The organism is Halorubrum kocurii JCM 14978, assembly GCF_000337355.1.
Lineage (GTDB): Archaea > Halobacteriota > Halobacteria > Halobacteriales > Haloferacaceae > Halorubrum > Halorubrum kocurii.
The window spans coordinates 1-25,949 of record NZ_AOJH01000052.1 but is presented as its reverse complement, the minus strand read 5'-3'; the positions used below and the strand labels follow the sequence as shown (position 1 = coordinate 25,949).

General features: G+C 67.3%; 19 protein-coding genes. 13 read left to right on the top strand and 6 right to left on the bottom strand.

Features of this window, described 5'->3' with window-relative positions:
* The first annotated feature begins 161 nt into the window (after positions 1 to 161).
* Complete coding sequence (locus tag C468_RS07895) at positions 162 to 1,310, top strand: dipeptidase (RefSeq protein ID WP_008848360.1); 1,149 nt, start codon at positions 162 to 164, stop codon at positions 1,308 to 1,310.
* A gap of 81 nt (positions 1,311 to 1,391) precedes the next feature.
* Here C468_RS07895 and C468_RS07890 read toward each other — a convergent pair whose 3' ends face one another.
* The gene (locus tag C468_RS07890; RefSeq protein ID WP_008848359.1) at positions 1,392 to 2,351 is read right to left on the bottom strand and encodes a hypothetical protein; all 960 of its coding nucleotides are present in this window, start codon (positions 2,349 to 2,351) and stop codon (positions 1,392 to 1,394) included.
* Positions 2,348 to 4,066, bottom strand: coding sequence for a hypothetical protein (locus C468_RS07885; protein ID WP_049912129.1), 1,719 nt, complete (start codon positions 4,064 to 4,066; stop codon positions 2,348 to 2,350). The genes C468_RS07890 and C468_RS07885 overlap by 4 nt, the downstream gene beginning before the upstream one ends.
* 207 nt (positions 4,067 to 4,273) lie before the next feature.
* Here C468_RS07885 and C468_RS07880 point away from each other — a divergent pair, with 207 nt between their 5' ends.
* The 4 genes from C468_RS07880 (at position 4,274) to C468_RS07865 (ending at position 8,961) form a co-directional block, all read left to right on the top strand.
* Complete coding sequence (locus tag C468_RS07880; RefSeq protein ID WP_008848357.1) at positions 4,274 to 5,041, top strand: IclR family transcriptional regulator; 768 nt, start codon at positions 4,274 to 4,276, stop codon at positions 5,039 to 5,041.
* A gap of 1,043 nt (positions 5,042 to 6,084) precedes the next feature.
* A complete protein-coding gene (locus tag C468_RS07875) occupies positions 6,085 to 6,969 on the top strand; it encodes a ParA family protein (RefSeq protein WP_008848356.1) in 885 nt (294 codons plus the stop codon).
* Positions 6,969 to 7,385, top strand: a complete 417-nt coding sequence (locus tag C468_RS07870) for a hypothetical protein (protein ID WP_008848355.1) — start codon at positions 6,969 to 6,971, stop codon at positions 7,383 to 7,385. Before C468_RS07875 ends, C468_RS07870 begins: the two co-directional genes overlap by 1 nt.
* A 463-nt stretch (positions 7,386 to 7,848) precedes the next feature.
* Complete coding sequence (locus tag C468_RS07865) at positions 7,849 to 8,961, top strand: TrmB family transcriptional regulator (RefSeq protein ID WP_008848354.1); 1,113 nt, start codon at positions 7,849 to 7,851, stop codon at positions 8,959 to 8,961.
* Here C468_RS07865 and C468_RS07860 read toward each other — a convergent pair.
* A complete protein-coding gene (locus C468_RS07860; RefSeq protein WP_008848353.1) occupies positions 8,958 to 11,186 on the bottom strand; it encodes a glycoside hydrolase family 3 N-terminal domain-containing protein in 2,229 nt (742 codons plus the stop codon). The two genes, C468_RS07865 and C468_RS07860, sit on opposite strands and share 4 nt — an antisense overlap.
* A 215-nt stretch (positions 11,187 to 11,401) precedes the next feature.
* Between C468_RS07860 and C468_RS07855 the strand changes: the two genes are divergently transcribed.
* From C468_RS07855 to C468_RS07830, 6 genes are read left to right on the top strand one after another with little or no spacing between them, the layout of a single operon-like run.
* Positions 11,402 to 13,207 carry an ABC transporter substrate-binding protein gene (locus C468_RS07855; protein ID WP_241430993.1) on the top strand — a complete coding sequence of 602 codons (1,806 nt, stop codon included), beginning with the start codon at positions 11,402 to 11,404 and terminating at the stop codon, positions 13,205 to 13,207.
* 48 nt (positions 13,208 to 13,255) lie between these two features.
* Positions 13,256 to 14,257: an ABC transporter permease gene (locus tag C468_RS07850; RefSeq protein WP_008848351.1), complete on the top strand. Its 1,002-nt coding sequence runs from the start codon at positions 13,256 to 13,258 to the stop codon at positions 14,255 to 14,257.
* Positions 14,247 to 15,257 (top strand): ABC transporter permease, encoded by a 1,011-nt coding sequence (locus C468_RS07845; protein ID WP_008848350.1) that lies wholly within the window; start codon positions 14,247 to 14,249, stop codon positions 15,255 to 15,257. The genes C468_RS07850 and C468_RS07845 overlap by 11 nt, the downstream gene beginning before the upstream one ends.
* Positions 15,258 to 16,340, top strand: coding sequence for an ABC transporter ATP-binding protein (locus C468_RS07840; protein WP_008848349.1), 1,083 nt, complete (start codon positions 15,258 to 15,260; stop codon positions 16,338 to 16,340).
* Entirely contained in the window at positions 16,337 to 17,425 is a 1,089-nt protein-coding gene (locus C468_RS07835) for an oligopeptide/dipeptide ABC transporter ATP-binding protein (protein WP_008848348.1), read from the top strand. Before C468_RS07840 ends, C468_RS07835 begins: the two co-directional genes overlap by 4 nt.
* A 57-nt stretch (positions 17,426 to 17,482) precedes the next feature.
* Positions 17,483 to 17,713, top strand: a complete 231-nt coding sequence (locus C468_RS07830; RefSeq protein ID WP_008848347.1) for a hypothetical protein — start codon at positions 17,483 to 17,485, stop codon at positions 17,711 to 17,713.
* A 6-nt stretch (positions 17,714 to 17,719) separates the two neighbouring features.
* Here the strand turns inward: C468_RS07830 and C468_RS07825 are convergent, their stop codons facing one another.
* Entirely contained in the window at positions 17,720 to 18,616 is an 897-nt protein-coding gene (locus tag C468_RS07825) for an NAD-dependent epimerase/dehydratase family protein (protein ID WP_008848346.1), read from the bottom strand.
* A gap of 94 nt (positions 18,617 to 18,710) precedes the next feature.
* Between C468_RS07825 and C468_RS07820 the strand changes: the two genes are divergently transcribed.
* A complete protein-coding gene (locus C468_RS07820; protein WP_008848345.1) occupies positions 18,711 to 19,685 on the top strand; it encodes an aldo/keto reductase in 975 nt (324 codons plus the stop codon).
* Positions 19,686 to 20,192: 507 nt separating this feature from the next.
* On the opposite strand, the gene C468_RS07815 is transcribed toward C468_RS07820, so the two are convergent.
* Entirely contained in the window at positions 20,193 to 21,212 is a 1,020-nt protein-coding gene (locus C468_RS07815; RefSeq protein ID WP_008848344.1) for an NAD-dependent epimerase/dehydratase family protein, read from the bottom strand.
* A gap of 113 nt (positions 21,213 to 21,325) precedes the next feature.
* On the bottom strand, positions 21,326 to 23,356 hold the full coding sequence (locus C468_RS07810) for a glycoside hydrolase family 36 protein (protein WP_008848343.1): 2,031 nt from the start codon (positions 23,354 to 23,356) through the stop codon (positions 21,326 to 21,328).
* Between the two features lie 155 nt (positions 23,357 to 23,511).
* Between C468_RS07810 and bga the strand changes: the two genes are divergently transcribed.
* Entirely contained in the window at positions 23,512 to 25,620 is a 2,109-nt protein-coding gene (gene bga / locus C468_RS07805) for a beta-galactosidase Bga (RefSeq protein ID WP_008848342.1), read from the top strand.
* Positions 25,621 to 25,949 lie beyond the last annotated feature (329 nt).

The window sequence follows — 25,949 nt, the reverse complement described above, 5'->3', positions numbered from 1 at the left end:
AGACAACTCCGCCTGCGAGTGGCCGATCGGAGGAGACAACTCCGCCTGCGAGTGGCCGATCGGAGGAGAGTTCGGACGCGAGCGCTCGCCTCGCGTCCCTAGCGTCCAGCGAGGGTTCGGTGATGCGAACTGTTATTATCGTTCGCTAATTTTCCCCAAGCGTGACCGACGAGCAACCGATCTTCGACTACGCGGCATCGGCCCCGTGGGCGCAGGCGATACGGTCGTACGGGGGGCGGGAGGCGGTGAACGACGCGATCAGGGACATGGTCGCGAACGGCCGCACCCGCGACGAGTGCTGGGAAGCAATCTGGGACCACGAGGTGCGGCGCTTCGAGCGCGACGCGGCGTTCCGGAGCGAGGTCAGGGAGGTGTACGAGACGGCGGGCGTGAACCTCGTCAGCGTCACGCCGTGGGTCCACGAGTCCGGGGCGTCCGAGCGCGCGGGCCAGCGTCGGGAGCTCGCCCGCTGGCAGGCCCGGTTCGACGCCGCCGACTGGCTCCGGAAGGCGACCTCGCCCGCGGCGGTCCGCTCGATCGTCGCCGACGGCGACGTCGGCGTCGTGTTGAACACCCAGAACGTCGGCGGGGCGATCGACGGCTCCCTCGGGCGGGTCGACGTGCTGTACAACGAGGGCGTCCGGCTCTTCCAGCTGACGTACAACCACCAGAACTTGGTCGGGACGGGCTGTAACGACCCCTCGAAGGGCGGCCTGTCGGGGTTCGGTCGCGACGTCGTCGACCGGATCACGGATCTCGGCGGCGTGGTCGACGTCTCGCACTGCGGGAAGCGGACGACGCTCGACGCGATCGAGTACGCCGACGCCCCGGTGGCGGTCACGCACGCCGCCTGTCAGGCGGTGGCGCCGCACTATCGCGGAAAGTCGGACGAAGAAATCGAGGCGATCGCGGCCGACGACGGCTACATGGGGATCGTCGCGCTCCCCTGGTTCATCGCGCCGGGTCGAGACGACCCCACGCTCGAGGTGTTCCTCGATCACCTCGAACACGCCGCGTCGATCCTCGGGACCGACCGGATCGGGATCGGGACGGACTTTTTCCCGGCCGACGCGCAGTTCCCGGACGAGCTGTTGACCTACTACAAACAGCACATCATCGACATGGGCTTCGACCGCGAGAAGGTCGAGCAGCGCACGATCGCCGACGGGATCGGCGAGTTCGAGACGTACGAGGACTGGCCCGTGATCCGCCGGGCGCTCGAGCGCCGCTTCTCCCCGTCGGAGGTCGACGGGATCCTCGGCGAGAACTTCCTGAACTACTGGGAGCGCGCGACGAACGGCGAGCGGTAGCCGACCGACGCTCCGCGCCGACGGAATCGACGTCGACGGAGCGAGACGCCGACGGCGGCGCGGCGCGGCCAGTTCGTCGGGTTACCCCTCCAGCTCGTTCAGGTCGAACCCGGCACCCTTCTCCGAGCCCTCGAACGGGGGCGCGAGGACACCGTTGCCGAACTCGAATAGCTCCCGCCAGCGCTTCCGGTCGACTGCGACGCCCTCCCGGACCAGCCGGTCGACACGGTCTCCGACGGCCTCAGGAGAGTGGATCCGATCGAACAGCTCGGTGTCTCGGACCGCGTCCTCGGCGACGCGCCCGACCTCGCCCGAGTACCGGGGATGACGCGGGTCGATGCAGGCGACCACGAACCCGGGACCGGCGTCCGCGTCGGGGGCGGGCGCGACGGAGCGCTGCAGGAACCGGTGGAGGAGCCGCGCGTCCGTCGCGTCGTACGGGTCCGGCCCGGTCTCGCCGTCGAAGGCGACGCGGAACAGCGGCGCCTGCCGCGCGCGGTGCCGGTCCGCCCGGACCGCGCGGTCGATCGCCGCGTACCCTTCCGACGGCGCGGACGGGGTCGCCTCGGCGACCGCCGGCCGCGCTCCGGCGGGCGCCCCGAGGACGGTTCGGTACCCCGCGTCGCCGCCGACTGAGAGCACCAGCGAGACGTATCCCCGCTCTGCCGCGCGGCACGCCAGCGCGCCGAGCAGTTCCTCGCCGGAGCCGACCACGCACTCCGTCACGCGAGTGATCCCGTTCCCGTACCGGTCCGCGTGGGCGCAGGCCAGGTCCAGCGCCGGCACGGCCGAGACGGGGCACGGGAGCCCCCGCCCGTCCAGGACGGAGATCGGGGACTCCCGCTCGTCGATCGTCGGCGTCGTCGCGTCCGCGTCGTCCAGGGGACCGAGGAGGTCCTCGAGCGCGGCGAGCCCGGTCCCGCGGTACGCCTCGGCCCACCACACCGCCGCCGCGTGCGCCCGCGCGGTACTGGGGTCGAACCCGGCCGCCCGGAAGCACCGCTCAGACAGGTCCAGCACCTCTCTGACGCTCAGGTTCATCGGTCGTCCCTCCAGTGAGCCGCGGTCTCTGGCTTCGGCGGGAACATCCAGTACTCCTGCTCGCAGTCCGGCAGCTCGTGCGCCAGCGGCGCCCCCTGGAAGAAGGTCCCGCGAACCCACCCCTTCGACTTGGGGTGCGCCTTCTGGATCCCCCACATCGCCTTGAGACAGGCGATGAAGTGCAGGGGAACGAAGTCCGCGTCGAGCGGGTTCCCGCGGATCTCCGCGTACGGGAGCCCGTGGAGGTTCTGTATCCGCTCGACGACGTACCGGTGCTCCGGGTGTTCCACGAGCACCTCCGCGACGGTGTCGGCCGGCGCGAACCCGTCGAGGTCGCGCTGTAGCGACTGCACGCGGCGGGCGACGTCGGCCGGGAGCTCGTACTCGTCGGGCCCCTCGCCGCGCACTCCGAGTCGCGGCTCTTCGTTCTCGATCGAGCGGTACCAGAAGTGACGAGTCGCCTCCGGGCGGTCAAAGTCGACGTCCAGCGCCCACGCGTACCCCTCCTCGATCCGCGACCGGAGGGTCGCGACCTCCATCCCGGGAACCACGTCGCTCCGCTCGGAGACCGTCAGCGACTCTTCAAGCCCGTCGCAGACCTCCGGGCGGACGTCTAAGAGCAGCGAGTGGAGCACTTCCTGCGTCTCTCGCCGGAGCTCCTCGCTCGCCCACTCACAGACGACCTCCCAGAAGTGACCCTCCGGCGGGTCGGCGGCCAGCGCGTCGACGCGGTCGCCGACACGGTCGAGGTCGGCGGCGATCGCGTCCTTCGAGGCGAAAAAGCGGTTCGTCTCGCTGTCGTCCTCCGCGAACCACCGCCGCGCGCGGCGTCTCAGCGAGCGGAAGCGCTCGAGGTCGGCCTCGGACGGGTCGACCGTCTTCGCCCGGGCCAGGGCCACCTCCCGAGCCCGGAGCCACGCGTGTAGCTGCTTCGGGTGGTTCACTAAGTAGAGGACGATCCCGACCCCCGAGGAGTTGCCCGTGCCGAGGTAGCGTTTTATCCCGTCGTCGAGCGCCGGCGCGTCGGGGTTGCGTGCGGCGGCGACGTGTTCGGCGAGGTCGTAGCCGAAGACGCGGAGCATGTAGGCGGCGAGCATCTGCGACATGTACGGCCGCGACAGCGGGTGATCGTCGTCCAGCGCGCGGAACATCTTCGTCCCGTTCAGGCCGTTCCCGTAGTACCCGGACGAGCGGGTGAGGTAGCCGCCGGCGGCGAGGTGGTCGATATCGGGCTGGTGACCGGCCGCCAGCGAGTCGACGACGTGGCCGAAAAACCGGGAGCTGCGGTTCGCGCGGGTCCAGATCAACACGTCCGGCGTCGCGCGCCCTTCCATGACATGCGGAAGCTCTTCGCGCTGTGCGTCCATCATCTCCGGCGGCGCCTCCCCTTCACAGAGGAACGCCCATAGGTCCCAGTCCTCGGCGATGATCCGGTCCGTGTTCTCGCCCTCGGGCGAGTTCCGCGAGAAGACGCCGAACGAGAAGCGGCGCGACGGCGTCTCGATCGCGTACACGACCCGACCGACGCCCTCCTCGTCGAGCGACAGTCGGTCGACGCGTATCTCCCACCCCTCCGTGACCATTTTGTTAACGAGCAACCGTCCGAAGCTCAGTCGCGTCTGTTTCAGCGCGCCCAGCCGCTCGGGACGCATCAGCTCCGACGGATCGCGGAGCGATCCCGTCTCGAACGGGGGCACCTGCCGGTCGATGTTCATCGTGTGGATCGTACACACTCGCTCCGTTATTAATTTCTTCCGGTTCCTGTGTATCGATCATGTTGGATACGCCCCGGGAAGGCAGGGTGCGCCGGCGAAGAAGTATACGAATACGTATGAGTCTACAGCTACCGAACGCGAGCGTTCGGATCAAACGGCGGGCTACCGTTGACAACATATATCATGGTCGGCGTCCTTGTAATCGACATGGGATTGGACAAACCACCGAAACGGTCCGTCAAAACGGCGACCACCGTCTTCGGAATTATCGAATACCTCCTGGAAGCGGGTGGCGCGGACGTCGCCGAGATCGCCGACGCGCAGGGGATGGCGCGGAGTACGGTTCACAACCACCTCGCGACCCTCTCGAACCTGGAGTACGTGGTGAAGGCAGACGGGACGTACCGGCTGAGTCTCAAGTTCCTGAACCACGGGATGCTCGTCCGAGAGGAGCTCCCGCTGACGCAGGTCGCCCCTCCGATCATTGAGCAGCTGTCGGCGGAGACGGGCGAAGTCTCGTGGATTATCGTCGAAGAGCACGGGAGGGCGGTGTACCTGCTCAAGGAGACCGGTGAGAACGCGGTCAAGACCCGCGGTTACGTCGGTAAGCGGACCACGATGCACGACATCGCGGCCGGGAAGGCCATCCTCGCGCACCTCCCGGAGCAGAAGGTGACGGACATCATCGAGACCTACGGCCTCCCCCGGCGCTCGGAGAACACGATCACCGACGAGGAGGCGCTGTACAGCGAACTGGAGACGGTCCGGGAGCGCGGCTACGCCATTAACAAAGGCGAGACGACGAAGAAGGTCTGGGCGATGGCGAGCCCCATTATGAAACACGACTCCGTCTGCGGCGCCGTCGGCGTCGCGGGACCGAAACACCGCATGAGCGGTGAGCGGTTCACCGACTCGATGCCGGCGAAGGTGCTGGAGGCCGCGGACACGATCGAGCTGGAGCTGGAGTACCAGTAACCGCCGCGGCCGCTCCCGGGACGACGAGTCGACCTCTGTCGATAATCGTAGAGCTATCAAATATTCGAACATCCGTCCGACCGTCAAATATAATTTATCGCACGCAAACGGAGAGCGCGATTCACAGATCGATTTCACAGACCGATCCACAGATCGGTTCCGCCGATATCCCACGTTTGAGGACCGACACCCTGCGGACCGTCGCTCTCGTCGATCCGGACGTAAATTCCCTCGATCCTCGCGGCCGTGGACGTGGGCCACACGAACCCGCCCAGGGATCGCTGTGCAGTCCGACGGTTCGCAATTACAAATATACGATTGTAACGCGGACGTCTCGTCGTTCGGTAGTCGCGGGTTCGTTCGACGAGCCGCGATCCGCGGTCGCAACCCGTAGCCAGATTATGTATCGCGGAATAGTGTTTATACTTTGGCTCACCGGAGCGGGATCCGCTCTCGCGACCGATCTCAGTCGATCGGCTCCCCGGTCGGGGAACTCGGGGCGCGCCGAACCGGAGTTCACCACGCCGGAGGCGGTCTGACCGAAACGGAGCGATCGGCCGCCAGGGAGGTGGCCCCCGGACCACGCCCGATCGGCGTGGCGTCGACACGCCGGCCGGGCCCGTGTCGGGAGCGGCGGCGCGACCGCCGCCCCCGCGAGGCCGACGACGGGTCGTGGTCCGGTGAGGCGCCGGGCGACGACCCGGTTTCGAACCGTCGCGCGCCCGAGGTGAACTCCGTCGAGGGGGACGCGGTGCGTCGACGCGGGAATCGGGCCGCGCGGTTGCGCCTTCGCTGTCGGGCGGCACAGCCCGGGGAGCGACCGAGACGGAAGGCGGAGGCGCGTCCCTGAGATACCGGCGATGGAAAACGTTGAAAGATGAATTATGTCGATATCGAAGATACCTAAGACAGTTATCTGAGACAGGTAAGTAAGAAACATAGATAAGAAACACAGGTAAGAAAAACAGATAACGCAGATGGGTGAGACAGATGAATAATATTCTTACGTATATTTATTAGCCACGAGTCTGATCACATTCGTGATGCTTGCCTACACGGTATACAGCGAAGCGGGTGGCGTCGGCAAGACCTCGCTCGCCGCGAACGCGGCCGTCGCCCATCAGCGAGCCGGACTCGACGTCCTCGTCGTCCCGCTCGATCCGCAGGACGGCGACCTGAGTCGCCTCCTCGGGGTCGACGCGGAACGAGCGGACGCCACTGCGGACAGCCTGGTCCGCCACATGGTCGGGAGCCCGCAGGGCCCCTTCGAGGATCTCATCGAGACGGCCGAGGGTATCGACGTCATCCCGGAGCACAACTCGCTGTCCGATCTCACTCAACACTTGGATCGGGAACAGCAGAAGGCCGAGGACTTCGGCGACACGTACAACGTCCACGCCCAGCTGCGACGGGTGCTCGGTGAGGCGGGCGTTCCCGACGAGTACGACATCCTCGTCTGCGATCCGCCGGCGACCGAGGGGTCGCACCTCTACAACGCGATTTACGCGACCCGGAACCTGCTCCTCCCGATCGAGCCGTCGGCGAAGGGGAGAGCCGCCGTCGAGGGGCTCGAAGAGCTCGCGACGAACTTCGCGTCACAGCTCAACATCGACGTCGGCGTGTTGGGTGCGGTGCCGATCGGGTTCAAGGGAACGCGCGACCAGGAGGAGATGCTCGACACCGTCCCGTACGACGTCCCCGAGGTCATCGGCGACCGGACGTCGCTGATAGAGGGGTGTTGGCGGCAGCAGTGCTCCGCATTCGAATACGTGCGGACCCACCGCGACCGCCGCCGCGACTACGAGGTGGAGACCCTCGCGCGGTTCGATCGAATCGCCCGGTTCGTCGAGGCCCAGGGCGGGGTCGAAGCCCCGAATCCGTCTGAGCCGGGAGCGCTCGATGCGGACGAGAACGAGGTGACCGCGTGATGGGCGGCTTCAAGAGCGGCGCCGCCGACGACGATTGGGGCGACGGGGCTGCGACCGATCGGACCGAGTCAGAAGAGCGCGAGACGGACGCGACCGAGAGCACGACGGACTCCGCAGACAGCAATAAATCAGATACCGCGATACAAAATCCGAGCGAACGGGCGCGGCCCTCTCACGGGGACCTCCCGTGGGTGCTTACGCGGAGCAGCATCACCGACGGCCGCGAGCAGACGGTACAGCTGCACCTCCAGCAGTCGACCGTCGACGCACAGCGCGAGGCGACCCGCACCCTGGAGGCGGCGCTCGGGGAGTCGGTGAAAAAGGCCGACCTGCGCGAAGCCGCGCTGCTCGTCGGGCTTCGACACCCGGAGGAGGTCGCTGCGACGCTCCGGGAGTGGGGGTACGATCTGGACTGAGTGGACCGCTCCGTCGGAGTTCGCAGCACGGAGCTCCGGCCCACTCGAGTCTCCCACGTGAGCGATATCGGCCGGCACATTACATTCCTACTATTGTAATATCCTCCGCGAGTCGACGGCAAGAGGTCGCCGAGAACTCCCCGATCCCATGCGGACGGCCAGCGGATTCGCCGAACGAACCGGGCGCGGGAGCGGCGAAATGCAGCAGAGACGGTCGCCGGCTGCGGACAGTAATATCGTAGTAACGAGATGAACACGGACTTTTTGAGAATTCAAATAGACACTACAGTATGGTATGTTAACCTACATGCTTATTTTTGGTGTTCTGTTCCTTCTAACTCGTGTATTTTCTGTTTTCTTCAGTGTATTGAGAAAGTATGTATAGGCATAATATAAATATACCGAGCTGTTTGTTCTCTTATGTTGGCAATAGATTTTTCCTCAGCGGGCCTCACAGGGGAGTATGGACGTAGACGCACTTCGCCGCGCGCTCGAGAACACGGACCTCAAGCAGTACGAGGCGGCCGCGTATCTGACGCTGATCGAACACGGTGAGTTGGCCGCCGTCGACGTCTCGAGCAAGTCGGATATTCCGACGTCACAGGTGTACGACACGCTCCGCTCGTTAGAGCAACAGGGGCTCGTCGAAACGATCGACGGCGAGCGGCTCCGAGCGAAGCCGCGGGACCCGGAGGCGATGCTGGAAAAGCTCCGGTCCCGGGGGTCGCTGCTGACGAACGCGGCGGACGCGCTCGAGGACCGGTGGGAGGAGCCGGACTACGACGACCACCGCGTCGGCGTCGTGAAGCGCCCCGAGACGGTGTACGAACACACACGAGACCGGCTCAACGAGGCGAAGTTGACGGCCGAGTTCACGATGTCGTTCGAGCAGCTGGAGCTGTTGCTTCCGGAGCTCAAAGACGCGGCGGACCGCGGCGTGTTCGTCCGGATCCACCTCTACGCCGAGCCGGACCTCCGCGAGAAGGCCGCCGCGTTAGGACTCGACGACACCGATCTCCACATTCGGGTCGGAACGATACCGGGGCCGTTCCTCTCGATCATCGACCGCCACTCGCTGTTCTTCACCCCGAACACGCGGGCGGACGAGGATTACGGCGTCCTGATCAACGACTACATTCTCTCGTTTATCACCCACTGGTACTTCGTTAGCTGCCAGTGGCACATGTGGGACCCGCTGTTCGACGTCGACGTCTCGTGGACGCAGTACGACTCGCTCGAGGAGTTCATGCGAGACACCGTCCCGCTGTTCGACGACGGCGCGGAGATCGACGTCGAGGTCCACGGGAACTACATCCAGAGCCGGGAGGACTGCGTCGTTCACGGGCGTCTCACCGGCGCCTTCTACCCGTCCCGGTTCGGGAACGACCGAAAGCAACTGGCGCTCGAGGACCTCTCGAGCTACGCCACGGTGTACCTCGACACGGGCGAGGAGGTCCTCTCCGTCGGGTCGTGGGGGGCCGTGTACGAGGACGTCGAGGCCCACCGCATCAAGATCGAATCGATCGAGTTCCCTTTCGACGCCGCGACGAGCGGCGACAGGGTGGGTTGGCCCTAATCGTCGGCCCGTGTGACGGTCACCGCGGCCTCCCGGTCGCCTAGTTCGACGGTGTAGGTGCCCGGTTCCACTTCTCGGCTGCCGTCTCGGTTGGCCAGCCCGAGCGACTCCGCGGAAAGCTGGATTTCGACCGTGGCCGACTCTCCGGCGGCGAGCGACACTCGGTCGAACCCACGGAGCTCTCGTACCGGTCGCACCCGCGAGCTCACGGTCGGGCGGACGTACAGATCCGCGACCGCGGTCCCGGGACGGTCGCTCGTGTTCGTCACCGGAACCGTCACCGTCGTGGATTCGCCCGGCTCGATAGTCGTCTCGGTCAGGTCGATCTCGCCGTATTCGAAGGTCGCGTAGCTCTTGCCGTGTCCGAACGGGAACAACGGGTCGTACGAGTCGGGGTGCTCGTCGGGACCGATTGGCGTCGGGTGGGGAAGGTAGTTGAACCGCGTCGGGAGCTGCCCGGTCGACCGCGGGATCGATATCGGAAGTCGGCCGCTCGGGTCGTTCTCGCCGTAGAGCGTCTCCGCGACCGCCCGGCCGCCCATCGTCCCGGGGTAGTACGCCATGAGGAGGCTCGCGGCCCGGTCCGCCAGTCGGTCGACCGCGAGCGGGCGACCCGTGACGAGAATCCCCACGACCGGGGTCCCGGTCCGGGCGATCGCCTCGACCAGGTCGCGTTGTGCCGCGGGGAGCTCGAGCTCCGTTCGGTTGGGGAACTCGTCGGTGCCGGTTCCGCTGATCGCGTTCGGCCCGAACTCGTGGAGATACCAGTTCTCACCGAGCGCGACGACGGCCACGTCGGCGTTCTCCGCGGCGGCCGCCGCGGCGTCGACGTCCGCTCGCTCGTCGATGCCGGCCCCGCGCTCGTAAGTGACCGTCCCCGTCGACATCGATTCGACGGCCTCCCGGATAGTGACGACGTCCGTCCCCTCCGGGTCGGGCACGCTCCAGCCGCCCAGTTGGTTGATAGGGTCGTCGGCGTTCGGCCCGGCGACGAGCACGTCGGCGTCGGTGTCCAGCGGCAGCTGGCCGTCGTTCGAGAGCAGCGTCATCGACTGGCGAGCCGCGTCGAGCGACCGCCGCCTGTGTTCGTCCGTTCCGACCGTCGCGTCGGCGGCCTCCGGATCAACGAATGGGTCCTCGAACAGCCCCAGGTCGAACTTCAGCCTCAGGACGCGCCGGACGCTCTCGTCGACGAGCGACTCGGGGAGGTCGCCGGCCTCGACGAGGGACCGGTACTCCTCGGCGTGGTCGACGGCGTCGACGGACGCGAGGTCGAGCCCGGCCTCCCGGGTTCGGCGAACCGACCCCCGGTGGTCGGCCGTCACGCGGTGGTCCTCGTGTAACATCCGGACGCCGTTCCAGTCGGAGACGATCGTCCCGTCGAAGCCCAACTCTCCGCGGAGGTACTCCGTGAGGAGCGGGCTCGACCCGTGGGCGGGTTCGCCGTTCGTCGCGTTGTACGCGGGCATCACCGAGTCGACGCCCGCGCGCAACGCCTCGACGAACGGCGGAACGAAGGTGTTGCGGAGCGCGTACTCGGACACCTCGGCCGGCGACGCGTCTTCGCCGCGGACTGGCTCGCCGTAGGCGGGGAAGTGCTTCGCGGTGGCGATCACCGAAGAGTCGTCGAGGCCGTCGCCCTGGTAGCCGCGGACCTTCGCCGCGGCGAGGTTGCCGCAGAGGTACGGGCTCTCGCCGAACGTCTCGAACGTCCTCCCCCACCTCGGATCGCGGGCGACGTCGCAGGTCGGCGAGTAGTTCTGGTGTGCGCCCGTGGCCCTGACCTCGTCGGCGGTGATCGCCGCCGTGGACTCCGCGAGCGATTCGTTTCGCGTCGCGGCCATGCCGAGCCCGTTCGGAAACGCGGTCCCCTCGGACACGTACGCGTGCCCGTGGACCGCGTCGACGTTGAACAGGAGCGGAACGCCGAGACGGGTCTCCGACCGGGCCACCTCCTGGAGTCGGTTCACGGTTTCGACGACCTCGTCGAGGCGCGTGTCGTGGGCGCCCGCCCAGCCGAACGACGCCACGGCGCCGACGCCGTGGTCCACGATCTCCGATTCCACGTCCTCGAGGTCCTTCGTCTCGCCGAGCTCTCCGGCCCAGGTGCCGACGAGCTGTCCGACCTTCTCGTCGAGCGTCATCCGGTCGAGGAGGTCCTCGACGCGCTCCGTTATCGGTAGCGACTCGTCGCGGTACGCTAACGGCTCCGCTGTGTCTGCCATGACCTATCCCACTTGGCAACCGATTATAAATCTTCGGTGGCTGCGACGAGATCGCCCGATGATACGGGGGTCTCGCCGCCCCGGGCGTGCGCTACGGTCGACGCTCGACGGCCGGATCGCCGGATAACACGTCTGTGAATCTACTATTGAACGAATATACATAAACTATTGTATAGAATAATTTATTAACCGATACTCGAACCGTGCTAACGGATATGACACGAAACGGCAACAGTGGTAACACCTACGTCGACCGTCGTCGATTGCTCCAGGCCGCGGGAGCGGTTGGGGTCTCGGCGCTCGCCGGGTGTTCCGATAACGCCGGGTCCGACGACGGCGCGTCCGGCGACGGGGGATCGGGGGACGACTCTGGAAGCGGCAACGGCTCGTCCGGGCCCGAGGTCAGGGAGGCCACCATGGTCTCCGCGACGAACAACGGCGTCCCGACGAACATGCACCTCAACCCCATCGCGACGCAGAACTACGACGATATCGTCGGGGCGCACGTGTTCGAGCGGTTCGTCGCGTACAACTTCGAGACGCAGGAGTTCGAGATGGCGGGGCTCGAGGACTGGTCGGTCGACGGCGAGACGTTCACGCTCACCATCAGAGAGGACCTCAACTGGGAGAACGGCGAGCCGGTCACCGCGCGCGACCTCGTGACGCAGTTCCAACTCGAGAAAAAGACCGCCGGGGCTATCTGGGACTTCGCAGAGAGCGTCGAGGAGGGCGAAGACGAGAAGACCGTCGTGTTCGAGCTCACCGAGGAGACGAACCCCCGGCTGTTGAGATACGCCATCGGGTCGCAATCGGACCGGATATACGCGTATCATCCAGTGTACGAGGAGTTCCTCGACCAGGAGGCGTCCGCAGTGCAGCAGTTCGAGTGGGAAGACGACGTCGTCGCCAACGGGTCGTTCAGCCTCGAATCCAAGAGCGAGCAGGCGTGGACGCTCACCCGGAACGAAGAGTACTACAACGCCGACAACGTGAATTTCGCCGAGCTGCAGATCCTGCAGCGAGGGGACAACACCGCCCTACAACAGGGGATGAGAGGCGGCGAGCTCGATGCGATGTCCAGCATGTTCGCGCCGCCGAACATCGCCGAAAGCATGCCGGACCACGTCCAGGAGATCAACACGCCCGCGAAGTGGGGCTACGGGATTGTGTTCAACCACGAGCACGAGCACTTCGGGGACCAGAACGTGCGACAGGCGATCGCCCACGTGTTGAACCGCGAGTTGGTCGCGCAGAACGCCGGCCCGCGAACGAAAGCCGTTCCGGAAGTCGCGACGGCGATCGCCGTCGACGACCAAGAGCGCTGGCTGGGCGATCAGCTGGACCAGTACGAGACGTACGGCCCCGGCACGGCACAGACGGACACCGCGGCCGAACTGCTTCGCGACGCCGGATACAGCAAGAACGACGGCGTCTGGGAAGACGGGGACGGCAACTCGATCAGCGCGCAGTTCGCGACGCCGAGCGGCTGGACCGACTGGACGACGGCCACGGACACGGTCGTCGACCAGCTCAACTCGTTCGGGCTCGACCTCGAGATTGACTCGAAACCCATCGGCGACTTCTATGGCGACTACGTCGACAGCAACTTCGGGATGGGCGCGTTCTACTGGCTCCCGGGCGGCGCGCGCTCGTCGTTCCCCTTCTACCCGCTCCGGTGGGAGATGGTGTGTCCCGACATCGACGGCGGCCACGCGTTCCCCACGGGCGAGAAGACGCTGCCGGCCATCGACGGCTCGGGCGAGATGACGATCAGCCCGCTCGAGGAGATCAGAGAGATCACGTCGATGACGAGCGACGAGGAAGCGACTGAGATCATCCGACGCGTCGCCTGGCACCACAACCAGACGCTCCCGTTCATCCCGGTGACCGAAAAGCAGGAACAGACGTGGATCAGCGGCCAGAAGTTCAACACGCCCGAGTCTGACGCCCAGGTCCTCGGCGTGAAATGGGCGAGCCAGTGGCTCCCGCGCGTCGGTGAGTTCACGGCGGCCGGGAACTAACCGATGACCGACGCAGTTACGTACACGAGCTAACCATACGCACCACAGATGGGACATTACTATTTACGGCGGACCGCTCGGGCGTTCGTTACCGTCTTCCTCGTCACCAGCCTGTCGTTCGGGCTGATCCGACTGCTCCCCGGCGGCCCGTTCACGCTGCTTCGCGCGAACCTCCTCAGACAGGGGGTCCCGGCGTCGGAAGTCGACGCGCGGATCGCGAGCCTGCAGAACATCCAGCCGGACGCGCCGCTCTGGCGACAGTATCTCGACTACATGGGCGCCGCCGCTCAGGGCGACTTTGGCACGTCGATCTCGCTCGACGAGCCGGTCGCGCAGATCATCGCGGAGGCGGTGCCGTGGACGGTGTTCATCGTGCTCGTCTCGACGGTCCTGATCTTCGTATTCGGCATCCTGCTCGGGGCGATCCAAGCGTACTGGGAGGGGTCCCGGTTCGACCAACTCGTCTCGGGCGCGTCGATCACGCTGATGTCGGTGCCGTTCTACGTCGTCGCCGTGCTCGCGCTGTTCGTCTTCGCGTACCAGTTCGGGTGGTTCCCGACCGCGGGAACCGTCGGACCGACCGTCGAGCCGGGACTGACGATGGAGTTCGTGACCAGCGCGCTCAACCACGCCGCACTGCCGATCTTCTCGTACACGATCACGGGGATCGGCGGGCAGGCGCTCGCGATGCGCGGGAACAGCATCCAGGTGCTCGGGAACGACTACGTCGAGGTCGCCCGGCTCCGCGGCCTCTCGGACCGCCGAATCGCGACGCGGTACGTCGCGAGAAACGCCATCCTCCCACTGTACACCGGATTTCTCCTCCTGCTCGGCTTCCGGCTGGGCGGCACGGTGATCCTCGAACAGATCTTCTCGTACCCCGGCCTCGGTTACTACATGTGGTCGGCGCTGGAGTCGAACGATTACCCACTGATGATGGGGACGTTCCTCGTCATCACCGTCGCGCTGGTGATCGGGGTCTACATCGCCGACCTGACGTACGGGCTCATCGACCCGCGAATCAGCCGGGGTGAGACGGATGCCTACTGAGGCCGAAGACTCAGAACCCGTCAGCTGGCAGAGCGACAGCGGCGTCTCGGCCGACGTGACCCGGGGCGAGCGGCTCTCGGAGTTGTTCGAAGAGCGGGTTCGGAAGCCGGCAATCGTGGCGTGGGCAGACCGGCGCACGCGCGTCGGGCTGTCGATCCTCGCCGTCTACGTCGGCATGGCGATCGTCGCCGTGTTCGACCTGTACCGCGCACCGTCGACGAATCAGGCGCCTCAACTCGTCGGGCCGTTCGAGAGCTGGAGCCACCCGCTCGGGACGACGATGTCCGGCGTGGACCTCCTGTCGCTGATCATTCACTCGACGCCCGACATCCTGCTCATGATCATCGCCGGGAGCGTCTGGGCGACCGGGGTCGCCGTAGTCGTCGGCACGCTCGCGGGGTACAAGGGAGGAGCGACCGATCGCGTGCTCATGTCGATTTCCGACGTGGTCATGGCCATTCCCGGTCTCCCGCTGGTGATCATCCTCGCGGTCACGTTCAATCCGCAGAACCCGATCGTGCTCGGTATCCTGATCAACATCAACTACTGGGCCGGTCTCGGGCGATCGCTGCGCTCGCAGGTGCTCACGATCCGCGAGGACAGCTACGTCGAGGCGTCTCGGACGATGGGCGTGGGTACGCCGCGGATCATCCTCAAGGACATCGTTCCGAACCTGATGCCGTACGTGACGGTGAACTTCGTCTTCGCGGCCCGGTACGTCGTCTTCGCGTCGATCGGGCTGTTCTTCCTCGGCGTCTTGCCCTACTCGGTGCAGAACTGGGGCGTGACACTGAACTACGCGTACAACGGCGGCGCGCTGTTCACGTGGGAGGCCGCACACTGGCTGCTCTTCCCCATGATCGCGATCATGGGGCTGTCGCTCGCGCTGATCCTGCTCGGGCAGGGGATGGACAGGGTGTTCAACCCTCGCGTCCGGACGCGCCTCGCAGAGAGTTCCGAATCGACGAGAGAGACGGACGACGCTACGGAGGGATACTAAATGACGACTACATCCGACCGGTTGCATCGCGCTGGGGACGGCGTTTCCGACCCGATATTAGAGGTCAAGAACGCGAGCGTCACGTACGACGACGGAGACACGTACGTGCTCGACGACGTGACGTTCTCGATAGAGCGCAACGAGATCCTCGGCGTGGTCGGCGAGAGCGGGAGCGGCAAGTCGATGCTCGCGTCGGCGCTGCTCGACGCGATCCCCGCGCCGGGTCACCTCTCGGGTGAAGTGCTCTACCACCCGGACCCGGACACGACCGTCGACGTCCTCGAGTTCTCGGACGCGGAGCTGAACGAGTTCCGGTGGGCAGAGGTCTCGATGGTGTTCCAAGGCGCGATGAGCTCGTTCAACCCCACGATGAAGGTGGGCGCGCACTTCGAGGACACGCTGAAGGCCCACGACCGATCGGTGCCGGAGGGGTTGGAGTTCGCGCGCGAGATCCTCTCAGACCTGTACCTCGACCCCGATCGCGTCCTCGACTCGTATCCGCACGAGCTCAGCGGCGGGATGCAACAGCGCGCGCTGATCGCGTTGAGCCTCCTCCTCGAACCGGAGGTGCTCGTCATGGACGAGCCAACGGCCGCGCTCGACCTCCTGATGCAGCGGTCGATCCTGCTGCTGCTGGAGGACATCAAAGAGAAGTACGACGTGACGATGGTGTTCATCACCCACGACCTGCCGCTCGTCGCGTCGCTGGCCGACCGCATGGCGGTCATGTACGCGTTCGAACTGGTCGAGGCGGGCCCGCGCGATCAGCTCATCAACGATTCATCGCACCCGTACACGCGGGCGCTGCTCAACTCGACGCCGAACATCGACGCGCCGCTGGAGGACATGCGGCCGATTCCCGGGAAGAGCCCGGCGCCGGTGAACGTGCCGGCGGGGTGCTCGTACGCGGACCGCTGCCCCCTGGCGACCGAGACGTGCAGAGAGTCCGATCCGGCGTTCGAGCCGGTCGAAGCGGGTCACACCGTCGCCTGCCACCACTGGGAACGAGCCGCAGAAGCGATCGAACTGACGTTCGGTGAAGCCGCCGCGGTCGGCGGGGACGCCGAGGGGGACCCGCAATGAGCCGCGCCCGTGGTGCCGACGCCGACGGCGACGCGAGCGACCCGCTGATCGCCGTCGACGACGTCGAGGTTCACTTCGAAAAGGAACAGGGGCTGTTCGGGCTGTTCGACGAGCCCGACGTCGTGCAGGCCGTCGACGGGGTGTCGGTCGACATCGGCGAAAACGACGTGCTCGCGCTCGTCGGGGAGAGCGGCTGCGGGAAGACGACGCTCGGGAAGACGATCATCGGCCTCCAGGAGCCGACCGAGGGGTCGATCAGCTACCGGGGCAGGGACATCTGGGAGACGAAGGCCGGCAACACCGACCTCTCTTTCGACGACATCCGGTCGTCGCTGCAGATCATCCACCAGGACCCCGGGAGCTCGCTGAACCCGAACCGTCGAATCGTTGAAACGCTCTCCGAGCCGATCCGGCTCACGCACCCGAACGTCTCGGCCGGCGAGCGTCGCACCCGGATCTACTCGCTGCTCGAGCGGGTCGGGATGACGCCGGCAGAGGACTTCGCCAGCCGGTACCCCCACCAGCTCAGCGGCGGGGAGAAACAGCGCGTGGCCCTGGCGCGTGCACTGCTGATGAACCCCGACGTGATCCTGGCCGACGAGGCGATCAGCGCGCTCGACGTCTCGCTGCGAGTGGAGATGATGGACCTGATGCTCGACTTACAAGAGGAGTTCAACACGTCGTTCGTCTTCATCTCGCACGACCTCTCTAACGCGCGGTACTTCGCGGCGCACGGCGACGGCCGCATCGGCGTGATGTACCTCGGCAACTTGGTCGAGGTCGGCCCGCCGGACCGGCTCATCTCCGACCCGCAGCACCCGTACACCGAGGTGTTGCGGTGGGCCACCCCGAACCTCGCGTTGGACGCGTCCGAAGCCGCGGACCCGCCGATGCGGAAGATCGACATCCCCGACCCGGTCAACCCGCCCAGCGGCTGTCGGTTCCACACCCGCTGTCCGGAGGCGAGAGCGGTATGTAAACAGGAGCAGCCCGCGTTGCGAGCGCTCGGCGATGACCACCGAGCCGCCTGTTTCCGGACAGACTCCGACCACCGGTACTGGGAGAGCGACCCGATAGAGGACTGACCGCCAGCGGTCGATTCGATCACGAACCTCTTTGCGTCTCGCGGCTCACGACTCGGTATGACGCTCCGGGACACGGTCGTCGACGCGGTGTGTGGCCAGCGGGACCAGATACCGCTCGTTCTCGCGGTCTGTACCGTCATGGGGCTGCTCCTCGCGTTCCCACTGTTCCTCTTAGAGCCCGGCACGGTCGGCTACACCATCGCGGTGCTCGACGGGATTCTCGTGGCGGTCTGCCTCGCGGTTCTCGGACCGACGTACTGGTACTGCGTGAAGCGGCGGATGGACTGAGCCGTCCTACCGCGGCTGAGCGATCGCCGGTCCGTCGACCGCCTCGTCCGCCGCGGTCCGCCACGAGTGCTCGGGCTCCCAGCCGAGTACCGATTCGGCCTTGGCGGTCGAGAAGGCGGACTCCTCGCCGCGAATCTCGCAGTCCTCCGGGAGCGAGCCGTACCCGGCTCGGATCGCGCGGGTCGTCTCGACGCCGAGGAAGTTGTCCGGGGCGAACACATTGAACACCTCGTGGCCGTCGACGTCTGCGGTCAGGGCCGCCTCGACGAACGAGACGACGTCTCGAACGTCGACGTACGACCAGAGGTTCCCGAACCGCCCGGCGCCCTCGAAGGTGAACCCCTCCCGGATCGGCTCGGTCTCGTACGCGCCGGGGTACTGGACCCACGAGGGACGCATCGTGACGACGGAAACGTCAAACGCGTTCGCGACTCGCTCGGCGGCCGCTTCGCCGGCCAACTTGGACGTCTCGTAGCCGTTCCACGGGGCGACCGGGTGTCCCTCGCCGACCGGGAGCGACGCCGGCAGGGTCGGCTTAGGCCAGTGGGTCCCGTAGACGGTTTCGCTCGACGCCCAGACCACGTCCGCGCCCGCGCGCCCGGCAGCGTCCAACACGTGATACGTGCTCACCGCGTTGTTCTCGTACACGTCGCCGCCCGCATGGTGCTCCTCGTGGGGAATGTTCCCGAGGTGCACGACTACGGACGGATCCGCGTCGAGCACGGTTTCGAGCACGGAGCCCTGGTCGCGGAGATCGGCCGCCTGAAACCGCACTCCTTCCGAATCGGTCGATTCCGGGAGCGTCCGATCGACCGCGACGACGGCGCCGCGTTCCCTCGCCGCGTCGGTGACCCACCGGCCGACGCCGCCGAGGGCGCCGGTGACGAGCACGTCTGTTGTCATACGCCGACTCGATCGGGGACGCACATAGTCGTTTATATAACTGAACGGATAGTTGTGGTGCACCTTTTTTATTGCTTATTTCGAACCGCTCCGTATGGAGTACACGACGCTCGGTTCGACAGGCATGGAGATATCCAAGATCTGTCTCGGATGCATGAGTTTCGGCGACGAGGAGCCGTGGATGCTCGACCGGGAGGAGAGCGAGGAGCTCATCGAGCGCGCGATCGATCTCGGGGTCAACTTCTTCGACACCGCGAACGCGTACTCGGACGGCCGATCAGAGGAGCTGCTGGGCGAGACGCTCGCCGAGTACGATCGCGACCGCCAGGTCGTGGCAACGAAAGTTCGGTTCCCGGCCGGAGCGGACCACCCGAACGCCGCCGGCCTCTCCCGGAAGACGATCGAACAGGAGCTCGACGCGAGCCTCGAACGGCTGGGGATGGAGACGGTCGATCTTTACCAGACCCACCGCGTGGACCCGTCGACCTCGCCGGAAGTGACGCTGCGGGCGCTCGACGACGCGGTCCGGCGCGGGAAAGTCCGGCACGTCGGCACCTCCTCGATGTGGGCGCATCAGCTCGCCCGGCGGCTCCGGACGAGCGAGCGCGAGGGGCTCGTCGAGTTCGAGACGATGCAGAACCACTACCACCTCGCGTACCGCGAGGAGGAGCGCGAGATGATGCCGCTGTGTGACCGGGAGGACATCGGGGTCATCCCGTGGGGGCCGCTCGGGCAGGGCTTCCTGACGCGGCCGGTCGACGAACTGGAGCGCACCGATCGAGGCGATCCCGAGAACTTCCACAACCCGACCGCGGAGTACGGCCGCGGCGGCGGTGAGGAGATCAACGAGCGGGTCGCGGAGCTCGCGGACGAGCACGGCGTCACGATGGCGCAGATCGCGCTCGCGTGGCAGTTCCAGAACGAGTACGTCGACGCCCCGATCGTCGGGACGACCTCGATCGACCACCTGGAAGAGGCGGTCGAGGCGTTGGAGATAGACCTGTCCGACTCCGACATCGCCTACGTGGAGGAACCGTACGAGCCCCAGCCGGTCATCGGCCACGAGTGACGATCCGGGCGGCGTCCGACCACGAGTGACGATCCGGGCGGCGTCCGAGAGCGAATTCGGCGTCCGTGACGGCGCGATTCAACACATACTACTTACTACTATTCCCAGTAGCTATATTTTTTCTTTAATGTATGTGTTAGCCGAGTCGCTCTATTCGGAGGCGACGCGAGCCGAGATCGGCGTTCGTAGAGCTCCGAACGACGAGCCGTTGGTCGGTATATATCGTCAGAATAGCCGATATTATAAATTATATTATTTTTATTTGGATTAAATTTAGTTTTAGTTAACAATATACAGAGATCGACTGCCGTCGATGCGACGACGCGGTGGAGTCGGCTCCGGCGGAGACCGACTCGGTCAGATCTGTCTTCTCCGAGATCTCCACGAAGTACCGAAAAGTTGATATATATTTTTATTATATGTGTCTGCGCTCACCTGGCGGAGTGTCCGTGGTCGACGCTCGGGCCGTTCCGTCCGCAGTCGACGCCCGGACCGCGCCGTTACCGGTCACCGGTCGAGACGGTCGGCAACCTCGCTCACGAAGCCGTCGGTCGCCTCGCGCCAGGCGTCGATCACGGCGTCGTCGGACTCGCTGTCCCAGGGCTCGATGCGGTCCTCGGCCTCCAGACGCTCGACGGTCCGGCGGACGCCGGTCTCGAACGGGACCGTGTACGCGAACTCCAGGTCGCGGCGAGCCTTCGCGTTGTCGAACACCGTGCTGTACCGGAAGTGGTCGACCAGCATGTCGGTCCGCTCGGGGAACGCGGCCCGGAGCTGATCGGTCGGGACGTGGACCAGCTCCGGCTCCGGCGCGTCGAGCGCGCGGGCGACCCGTCGGTGGTACTGGTTCCACGTCATCGTCTCCTCGCTGGTGACGTGATACGCCTCGCCGAACGCGTCCGGGTTGCCGACCGCGTTCACGAAGGCGCGAGCGACGTCGTCGCGGTGGCACGGCCCCCACAGCGAGGTTCCGTCGCCGTGGACGAGTATCGGCTTCCCCTTCCGGACGCGGTCGACGTAGTAGGTCCCCGTCCCGAGCGTGTGCAACACCGGCCCGCCCTCGCCGTACGTGCTCCACGGGCGGACGATCGTCGTCGCGAACGCGTCCCCGTGCGCCGCCCGGAAGACGTCCTCCGCGGCGGCCTTGCCGGCCGCGTACTCGCTGACGGGCGGCTCCCGCGACGCGTCCTCGCGCACGGGGTTGCGCTCGGGCGGGCGGTGGTAGACGTCCACGGTCGAGCAGAACACGTACTGGTCGGTCCGGTCGGCGAACACCGCGACCGCGTCCCGGGCGGTCTCCGCGTCGAAACACACCATGTCGATCACGCAGTCGAAGGCCTCGTCCGCGACCGCGTCGGTCAGCGCCGCGCGGTCGGTCCGGTCGGCGCTTCGAAACGACACCGTCGAGGGGACGTCGGCGTCGGTTTCGCCGCGCGTGAGACAGGTCACGTCGTGGCCGTCGCCGACGAGTCCGCGCGTGATCCCCGTCCCGATCAGACCCGTACCGCCGATCACGAGAACGTCCATGCGCGCCCTTCGATCCGGAGTCGTATAATGGCGGGTCACCGGAGACGCGCGGCCCGGTCCCCGCCGGCCGCGAGTTCCCCCCGTGAAGACCGATTTCGCTGTTCGATCGCGAGCTACTCCCGATCGAGCGCGAACGTCACCGCCTCCCCTTCCACCGTCGCCGCGAGCGTTCCGTCTCGGAGCGTCGCCCCCGACGCGCGGTCGGACCCGCCCGTGAGCGTCGCGGCGTCGCCGAGGAGGTCGCCGGCGTCGGCGGGGACCACGGCGAACACGGCCGCGCCGTGCGCCGGTAGCTCCCGCTCGACGACCGGGCCGTCGACGACCGTCCCGGACAGCCCGTCCCAGACGACCCGATCGCTCCCCGAATCGGCCGCCGGGGCGTGCTCGCGCGCGTCGAACCGGACCGTCGACAGCTCGTCCGCCCAGTTGAACAGCGCGACGGTGACGGCCCCGTCGCCCGGCCGCTCGCAGACGACGCGCGAGGGGAACCGCTCCGCGCCGAGCCCCGCGACCGCGGCGTCGCTCGCGGGCGGGATGGACCGCTCCAGCAGCCGCCGGCCGTCCGAGCCGATTTCCGCGAGGCGGTCGGAGAACACGTTCACGCCGCCGGTCGCGGCGACCAGCGCCGCGAACGACTCCCGCTCGGCCGCGGTGAGGTCGCTCGTGTCCCGAACGAGCTGGCAGTCGGGGTCGTTGAGCCACCACCGCCGGTGGAGGTAGTTCCGCGTGAGCGTGTTGCGGACGGCGTTTTTCAGCCCCGGCTGGCTCCCCGACTCCCCCGGCGTCTCCCACGTCGGATCGGTGTCCGGGCCGACGCGCATCGCGTCGAACAGCCCGACGCTCGGGGCCATCGGCGCGCCGCAGCCGAGCAGGAACGCGTCGTCGCCCGCCGCCTCGGCGATCGCCTCGACCCCCCGGCGGTACGCCTCGATCCGGGTCGCCTCGGGGTCGTACCGCTCGCCGGGCAGCGCCGCCGCGAAGAGGAAGTCGAGCTTCAGGTACGTGAACCCCCAATCGTCGACGACCGTCGAGACGGTCTCCCGGAGCCACTCGAGGACCGCCGGGTGCGTCGTGTCGAGCCCGTACAGCGCCGACCCGGCGCGGAAGCCGCCGTCGACCGGCGGTCCCGGCTCGGCGGCGTCGCCGTCCGTCGGCTCCGTGACGAACCACGACGGGTGGTCGGCGGACAGGTCGGCGCCGGCCTCCACGTAAAAGGGCGCGAGCCACAGCCCCGGTCGGTACCCCGCGGTCGCGATGTCGTCCGCGACGGCGCTCATGTCTTCGAAGCCGTCGGCGATCGACCGCCAGTCGCCGAACGCCTCCATGTACCCGTCGTCGATCTGGACGACGTCGACCGGGATCCCCCACTCCCGGAGCTCCGAGAGGTTCTCCCGGATGTCCCCCTCGGTGACGTCGGTGAAGTAGTGGTACCACGAACACCACCCGGTGGGCGCCGCATCGGGCACCCGGGCGTCCATCCGCTCGCCGATTCGGTCGGCCAGCGCGGCGAGCCCGTCCCGGAGCTCACGGTCGGCGTCGACCCACAGCGGCGGCAGGGACAGCCGCTCGCCGGGGGCCAGCCGCGTCCCCTCCAGCGGACACACGGCGCGCACCGTCGCGACGCCGGCGGGGTCGTCGTCGATCTCGAACCGGGTGCAGTAGCGGTCGTGGTCGAGGAACCCCGCCGTGACCCGGCGGTCGCCTTCGACGATCCCGGTCAGGTAGCTGCTGACCCGGTCGCCCGTCGACGCCGCGAGGTCGTTCATCATCGGCGCGTTGTCCTCGTTCTCGGGGGGGAACCGCTCTCCGACGGGGAGCGTCCCGGTCGACGACCACGACTGGTACCCGTGCCGGTAGACGCGGGCGTCCGCGCCGAACGCGGTCTCGAACGCGATCGAGACGTCGCCGGCTCGGACCGGCTCGTCGCCGGCGTTTTCCACGCTACAGGTCGCGGCGACGCCCCCGGCCTCGGTCGACAGCGACACGTCCGCGACCCGCACCGCCCCGTCGTCCCCGTCGGCCCCGTCGGCCGCCGCCGCGCGGAGGGGCCCGACGAGCAGGTCGCCGGCGTCGTCCGCCACCGCGACCTCGCGCCCGTCCGGGTCGTACGTGACTGCGGTGCCGTCCGCCCTGCGTTCGTTCATACTACACCCTCTTTGCGGCCATATAAATACCCTGCCGGGCGGTCACGTCGAGTGGGGAATCGACGGGCCGCGAATCGAGTAGAATCGGACCGACGGGCCGCGCGCCGGGGGCCGCCCATCCGAACCCTTAGGTGGCGCGGTCGAGACGGTGCGCTATGCGTACCGGAGTCTGTTACTTCCCCGAACACTGGCCGAGCGAGGAGTGGGAGCGCGACGTCGCCGCGATGGCCGACGCCGGCCTCGAATACGTGCGGATGGCGGAGTTCTCGTGGGGCGCCCTCGAGCCCGAGCGCGGGTCGTTCGACTTCGAGTGGCTCGACGAGGCCGTCGAGCTCGTCGGCGACCACGGAATGCAGGCGGTGCTGTGCACGCCGACGGCGACCCCGCCGAAGTGGCTGGTCGACGAGCGGCCGTCGATCCGACAGGAGGACCCCGACGGGACTGTCCGCGAGCACGGGAGCCGCCGGCACTACTGTTTCAACTCGGACGCCTACCGCGAGGAGACGGCGCGGATCGTCGAGCGGGTCACCGAACGCTACGCCGGCTCGCCGCACGTCGCCGGCTGGCAGACGGACAACGAGTTCGGCTGTCACGAGACCGTCCGGTGTTACTGTGACGACTGCGCCGAGGCGTTCCGGACGTGGCTCGCGGACCGGTACGGCGACGTCGATCAGCTCAACGAGGCGTGGGGGAACGCGTTCTGGAGCCAGCAGTACGGCTCGTTCGAGGAGGTCGACCCGCCCGGGCCGACCCCCGCGGAGCATCACCCCTCGCGGCTGCTGGCGTACGCGCGCTTCGCCAGCGACTCGGTCGTCGAGTACAACCGCCTCCACGCCGACCTGATACGCGAGGCCGACCCCGACTGGTTCGTCACCCACAACTTCATGGGGCGGTTCCCGACGCTGAACGCCTACGACGTGAGCGCGGACCTCGACCGCGTCGCGTGGGACTCCTACCCGACGGGGTTCGTCCAGGACCGCTACGACGGGGAGGCGTCGCCGGACCAGCTGCGGGCCGGCGACCCCGACCAGGTCGGGATGGACCACGACCTCTACCGGAGCGCGCTCGACCAGCCGTTCTGGGTGATGGAACAGCAGCCGGGCGACGTCAACTGGCCGCCGCACTGCCCCCAGCCGGGCGAGGGCGCGATGCGGCTGTGGGCCCACCACGCCGCCGCCCACGGGGCCGACGCGGTGCTCTACTTCAGGTGGCGGCGCTGTCTCGAAGGGCAAGAGCAGTACCACGCCGGCCTCCGGAAGGCGGACGGCTCGCCCGACCGCGGGTACGCCGACGCTTCGCGCGCGGGAGAGGAGTTCGCGGCGCTCGACGGCACCGACCACGTGGACGCGCCGGTGGCGGTCCTGTTCGACTACGACTCCCTGTGGGCGCTCGACGCGCAGCCCCACGCTCCCGACTTCGACTACTGGGCGCTCCAAGAGGCGTTCTACGGCGCCGTGCGCGGCCGCGGTGTCCAGGTGGACGTGGTCCCGCCGAGCGCCGACCTCTCCGGATACGCGGCCGTCGTCGCGCCCGCGCTCCACCTCGTCACCGAGGACCTCGCCGACCGGCTGACCGACTACGTCGCCGGCGGCGGGGAGGTCCTCTTCGGTCCACGGACCGGCGCGAAGGACGCGGAGAACAAGCTCCGGCCGGCGTTACAGCCCGGCCCGCTGACCGACCTCGTCGGCGCGACAGTCGACCAGCACGAGTCGCTGCCGCGGCGCCTCGAAACGGCGGTCCGAGGGGTCGGCGGTCCCGGCGTGGACAGCGCCGACGGCGGCGCGACGCCCTCCCTCCCGTTCCGGACCTGGGCCGAGTGGCTCGACCCGGACGCCGCCGCGGTCCGGTACGCGTACGACGTCGACGGGCCGGCGGACGGGCGGCCGGCGGTCGTCGCCAACGCGGTCGGCGACGGCCGCGTCACCTACTGCGGAGTCTGGCCCGAGCCGGACCTGGCGGACGCGCTCGCCGCGGCCCTGCTCGACCGCGCCGGCGTCCGCCGCACCGACCGGCTTCCGGACGGCGTCCGCGTCGGCTACCGCGGCGGCCACACGTGGGTGACGAACTTCACGGGCGACCGGCTCCGACTGCCCGAGATCGACCCCGGCGCGCTCGCTGTCGACGACGCCGATCGGGACGCCGTCGACGCGGCGTCGGGCATCAACGGCGAGGAGAAGTCCGCGGACGGCGCCGTCGTGGGGCCGTACGGTGTCGCCGTCATCGAGGGTGACCGCGTCGACGAGCTGCGGGTCGCTCGGCCGTAGTCGGACACGGCAGTCAAAAATCCGGCTCTGGTGAACCTCCCTTTTTCAGATGTGTTCACGCCTGAAACAGCCGGTCGATGACGAGTACTCCTTGATCGAGTACGGGAGTACGTGTCTCACTTCGATTGATCGGTCGTTTATACGTGATCGAGCGGTGTTGCTGTCGGCTGTTTATAAATGATCGACGTCGCGGTGAACACTTTCAAAGCCCCAGCCGCCTCGCCGGCTGCCCCTTTGAGTCCCGCCCCGCACCGCAAACCGCAGCCTCACGCCTCCTCAGCCTCGTCAGTCGCCGTCGCTTCGCTCCGGCGACTGACTCCCTCGCGCGT

Bases quoted from the DNA above. Each gene is read 5' to 3' on its own strand.
- C468_RS07875 (WP_008848356.1), top strand. From the start codon at position 6,085: ATGCTTGCCTACACGGTATACAGCGAAGCGGGTGGCGTCGGCAAGACC.
- C468_RS07825 (WP_008848346.1), bottom strand. From the start codon at position 18,616: ATGACAACAGACGTGCTCGTCACCGGCGCCCTCGGCGGCGTCGGCCGG.
- C468_RS07890 (WP_008848359.1), bottom strand. From the start codon at position 2,351: ATGAACCTGAGCGTCAGAGAGGTGCTGGACCTGTCTGAGCGGTGCTTC.
- C468_RS07865 (WP_008848354.1), top strand. From the start codon at position 7,849: ATGGACGTAGACGCACTTCGCCGCGCGCTCGAGAACACGGACCTCAAG.
- C468_RS07885 (WP_049912129.1), bottom strand. From the start codon at position 4,066: ATGAACATCGACCGGCAGGTGCCCCCGTTCGAGACGGGATCGCTCCGC.
- C468_RS07850 (WP_008848351.1), top strand. From the start codon at position 13,256: ATGGGACATTACTATTTACGGCGGACCGCTCGGGCGTTCGTTACCGTC.
- C468_RS07840 (WP_008848349.1), top strand. From the start codon at position 15,258: ATGACGACTACATCCGACCGGTTGCATCGCGCTGGGGACGGCGTTTCC.
- C468_RS07845 (WP_008848350.1), top strand. From the start codon at position 14,247: ATGCCTACTGAGGCCGAAGACTCAGAACCCGTCAGCTGGCAGAGCGAC.
- C468_RS07815 (WP_008848344.1), bottom strand. From the start codon at position 21,212: ATGGACGTTCTCGTGATCGGCGGTACGGGTCTGATCGGGACGGGGATC.
- bga (WP_008848342.1), top strand. From the start codon at position 23,512: ATGCGTACCGGAGTCTGTTACTTCCCCGAACACTGGCCGAGCGAGGAG.
- C468_RS07835 (WP_008848348.1), top strand. From the start codon at position 16,337: ATGAGCCGCGCCCGTGGTGCCGACGCCGACGGCGACGCGAGCGACCCG.
- C468_RS07855 (WP_241430993.1), top strand. From the start codon at position 11,402: ATGACACGAAACGGCAACAGTGGTAACACCTACGTCGACCGTCGTCGA.
- C468_RS07820 (WP_008848345.1), top strand. From the start codon at position 18,711: ATGGAGTACACGACGCTCGGTTCGACAGGCATGGAGATATCCAAGATC.
- C468_RS07810 (WP_008848343.1), bottom strand. From the start codon at position 23,356: ATGAACGAACGCAGGGCGGACGGCACCGCAGTCACGTACGACCCGGAC.
- C468_RS07870 (WP_008848355.1), top strand. From the start codon at position 6,969: ATGGGCGGCTTCAAGAGCGGCGCCGCCGACGACGATTGGGGCGACGGG.
- C468_RS07830 (WP_008848347.1), top strand. From the start codon at position 17,483: ATGACGCTCCGGGACACGGTCGTCGACGCGGTGTGTGGCCAGCGGGAC.
- C468_RS07860 (WP_008848353.1), bottom strand. From the start codon at position 11,186: ATGGCAGACACAGCGGAGCCGTTAGCGTACCGCGACGAGTCGCTACCG.
- C468_RS07880 (WP_008848357.1), top strand. From the start codon at position 4,274: ATGGGATTGGACAAACCACCGAAACGGTCCGTCAAAACGGCGACCACC.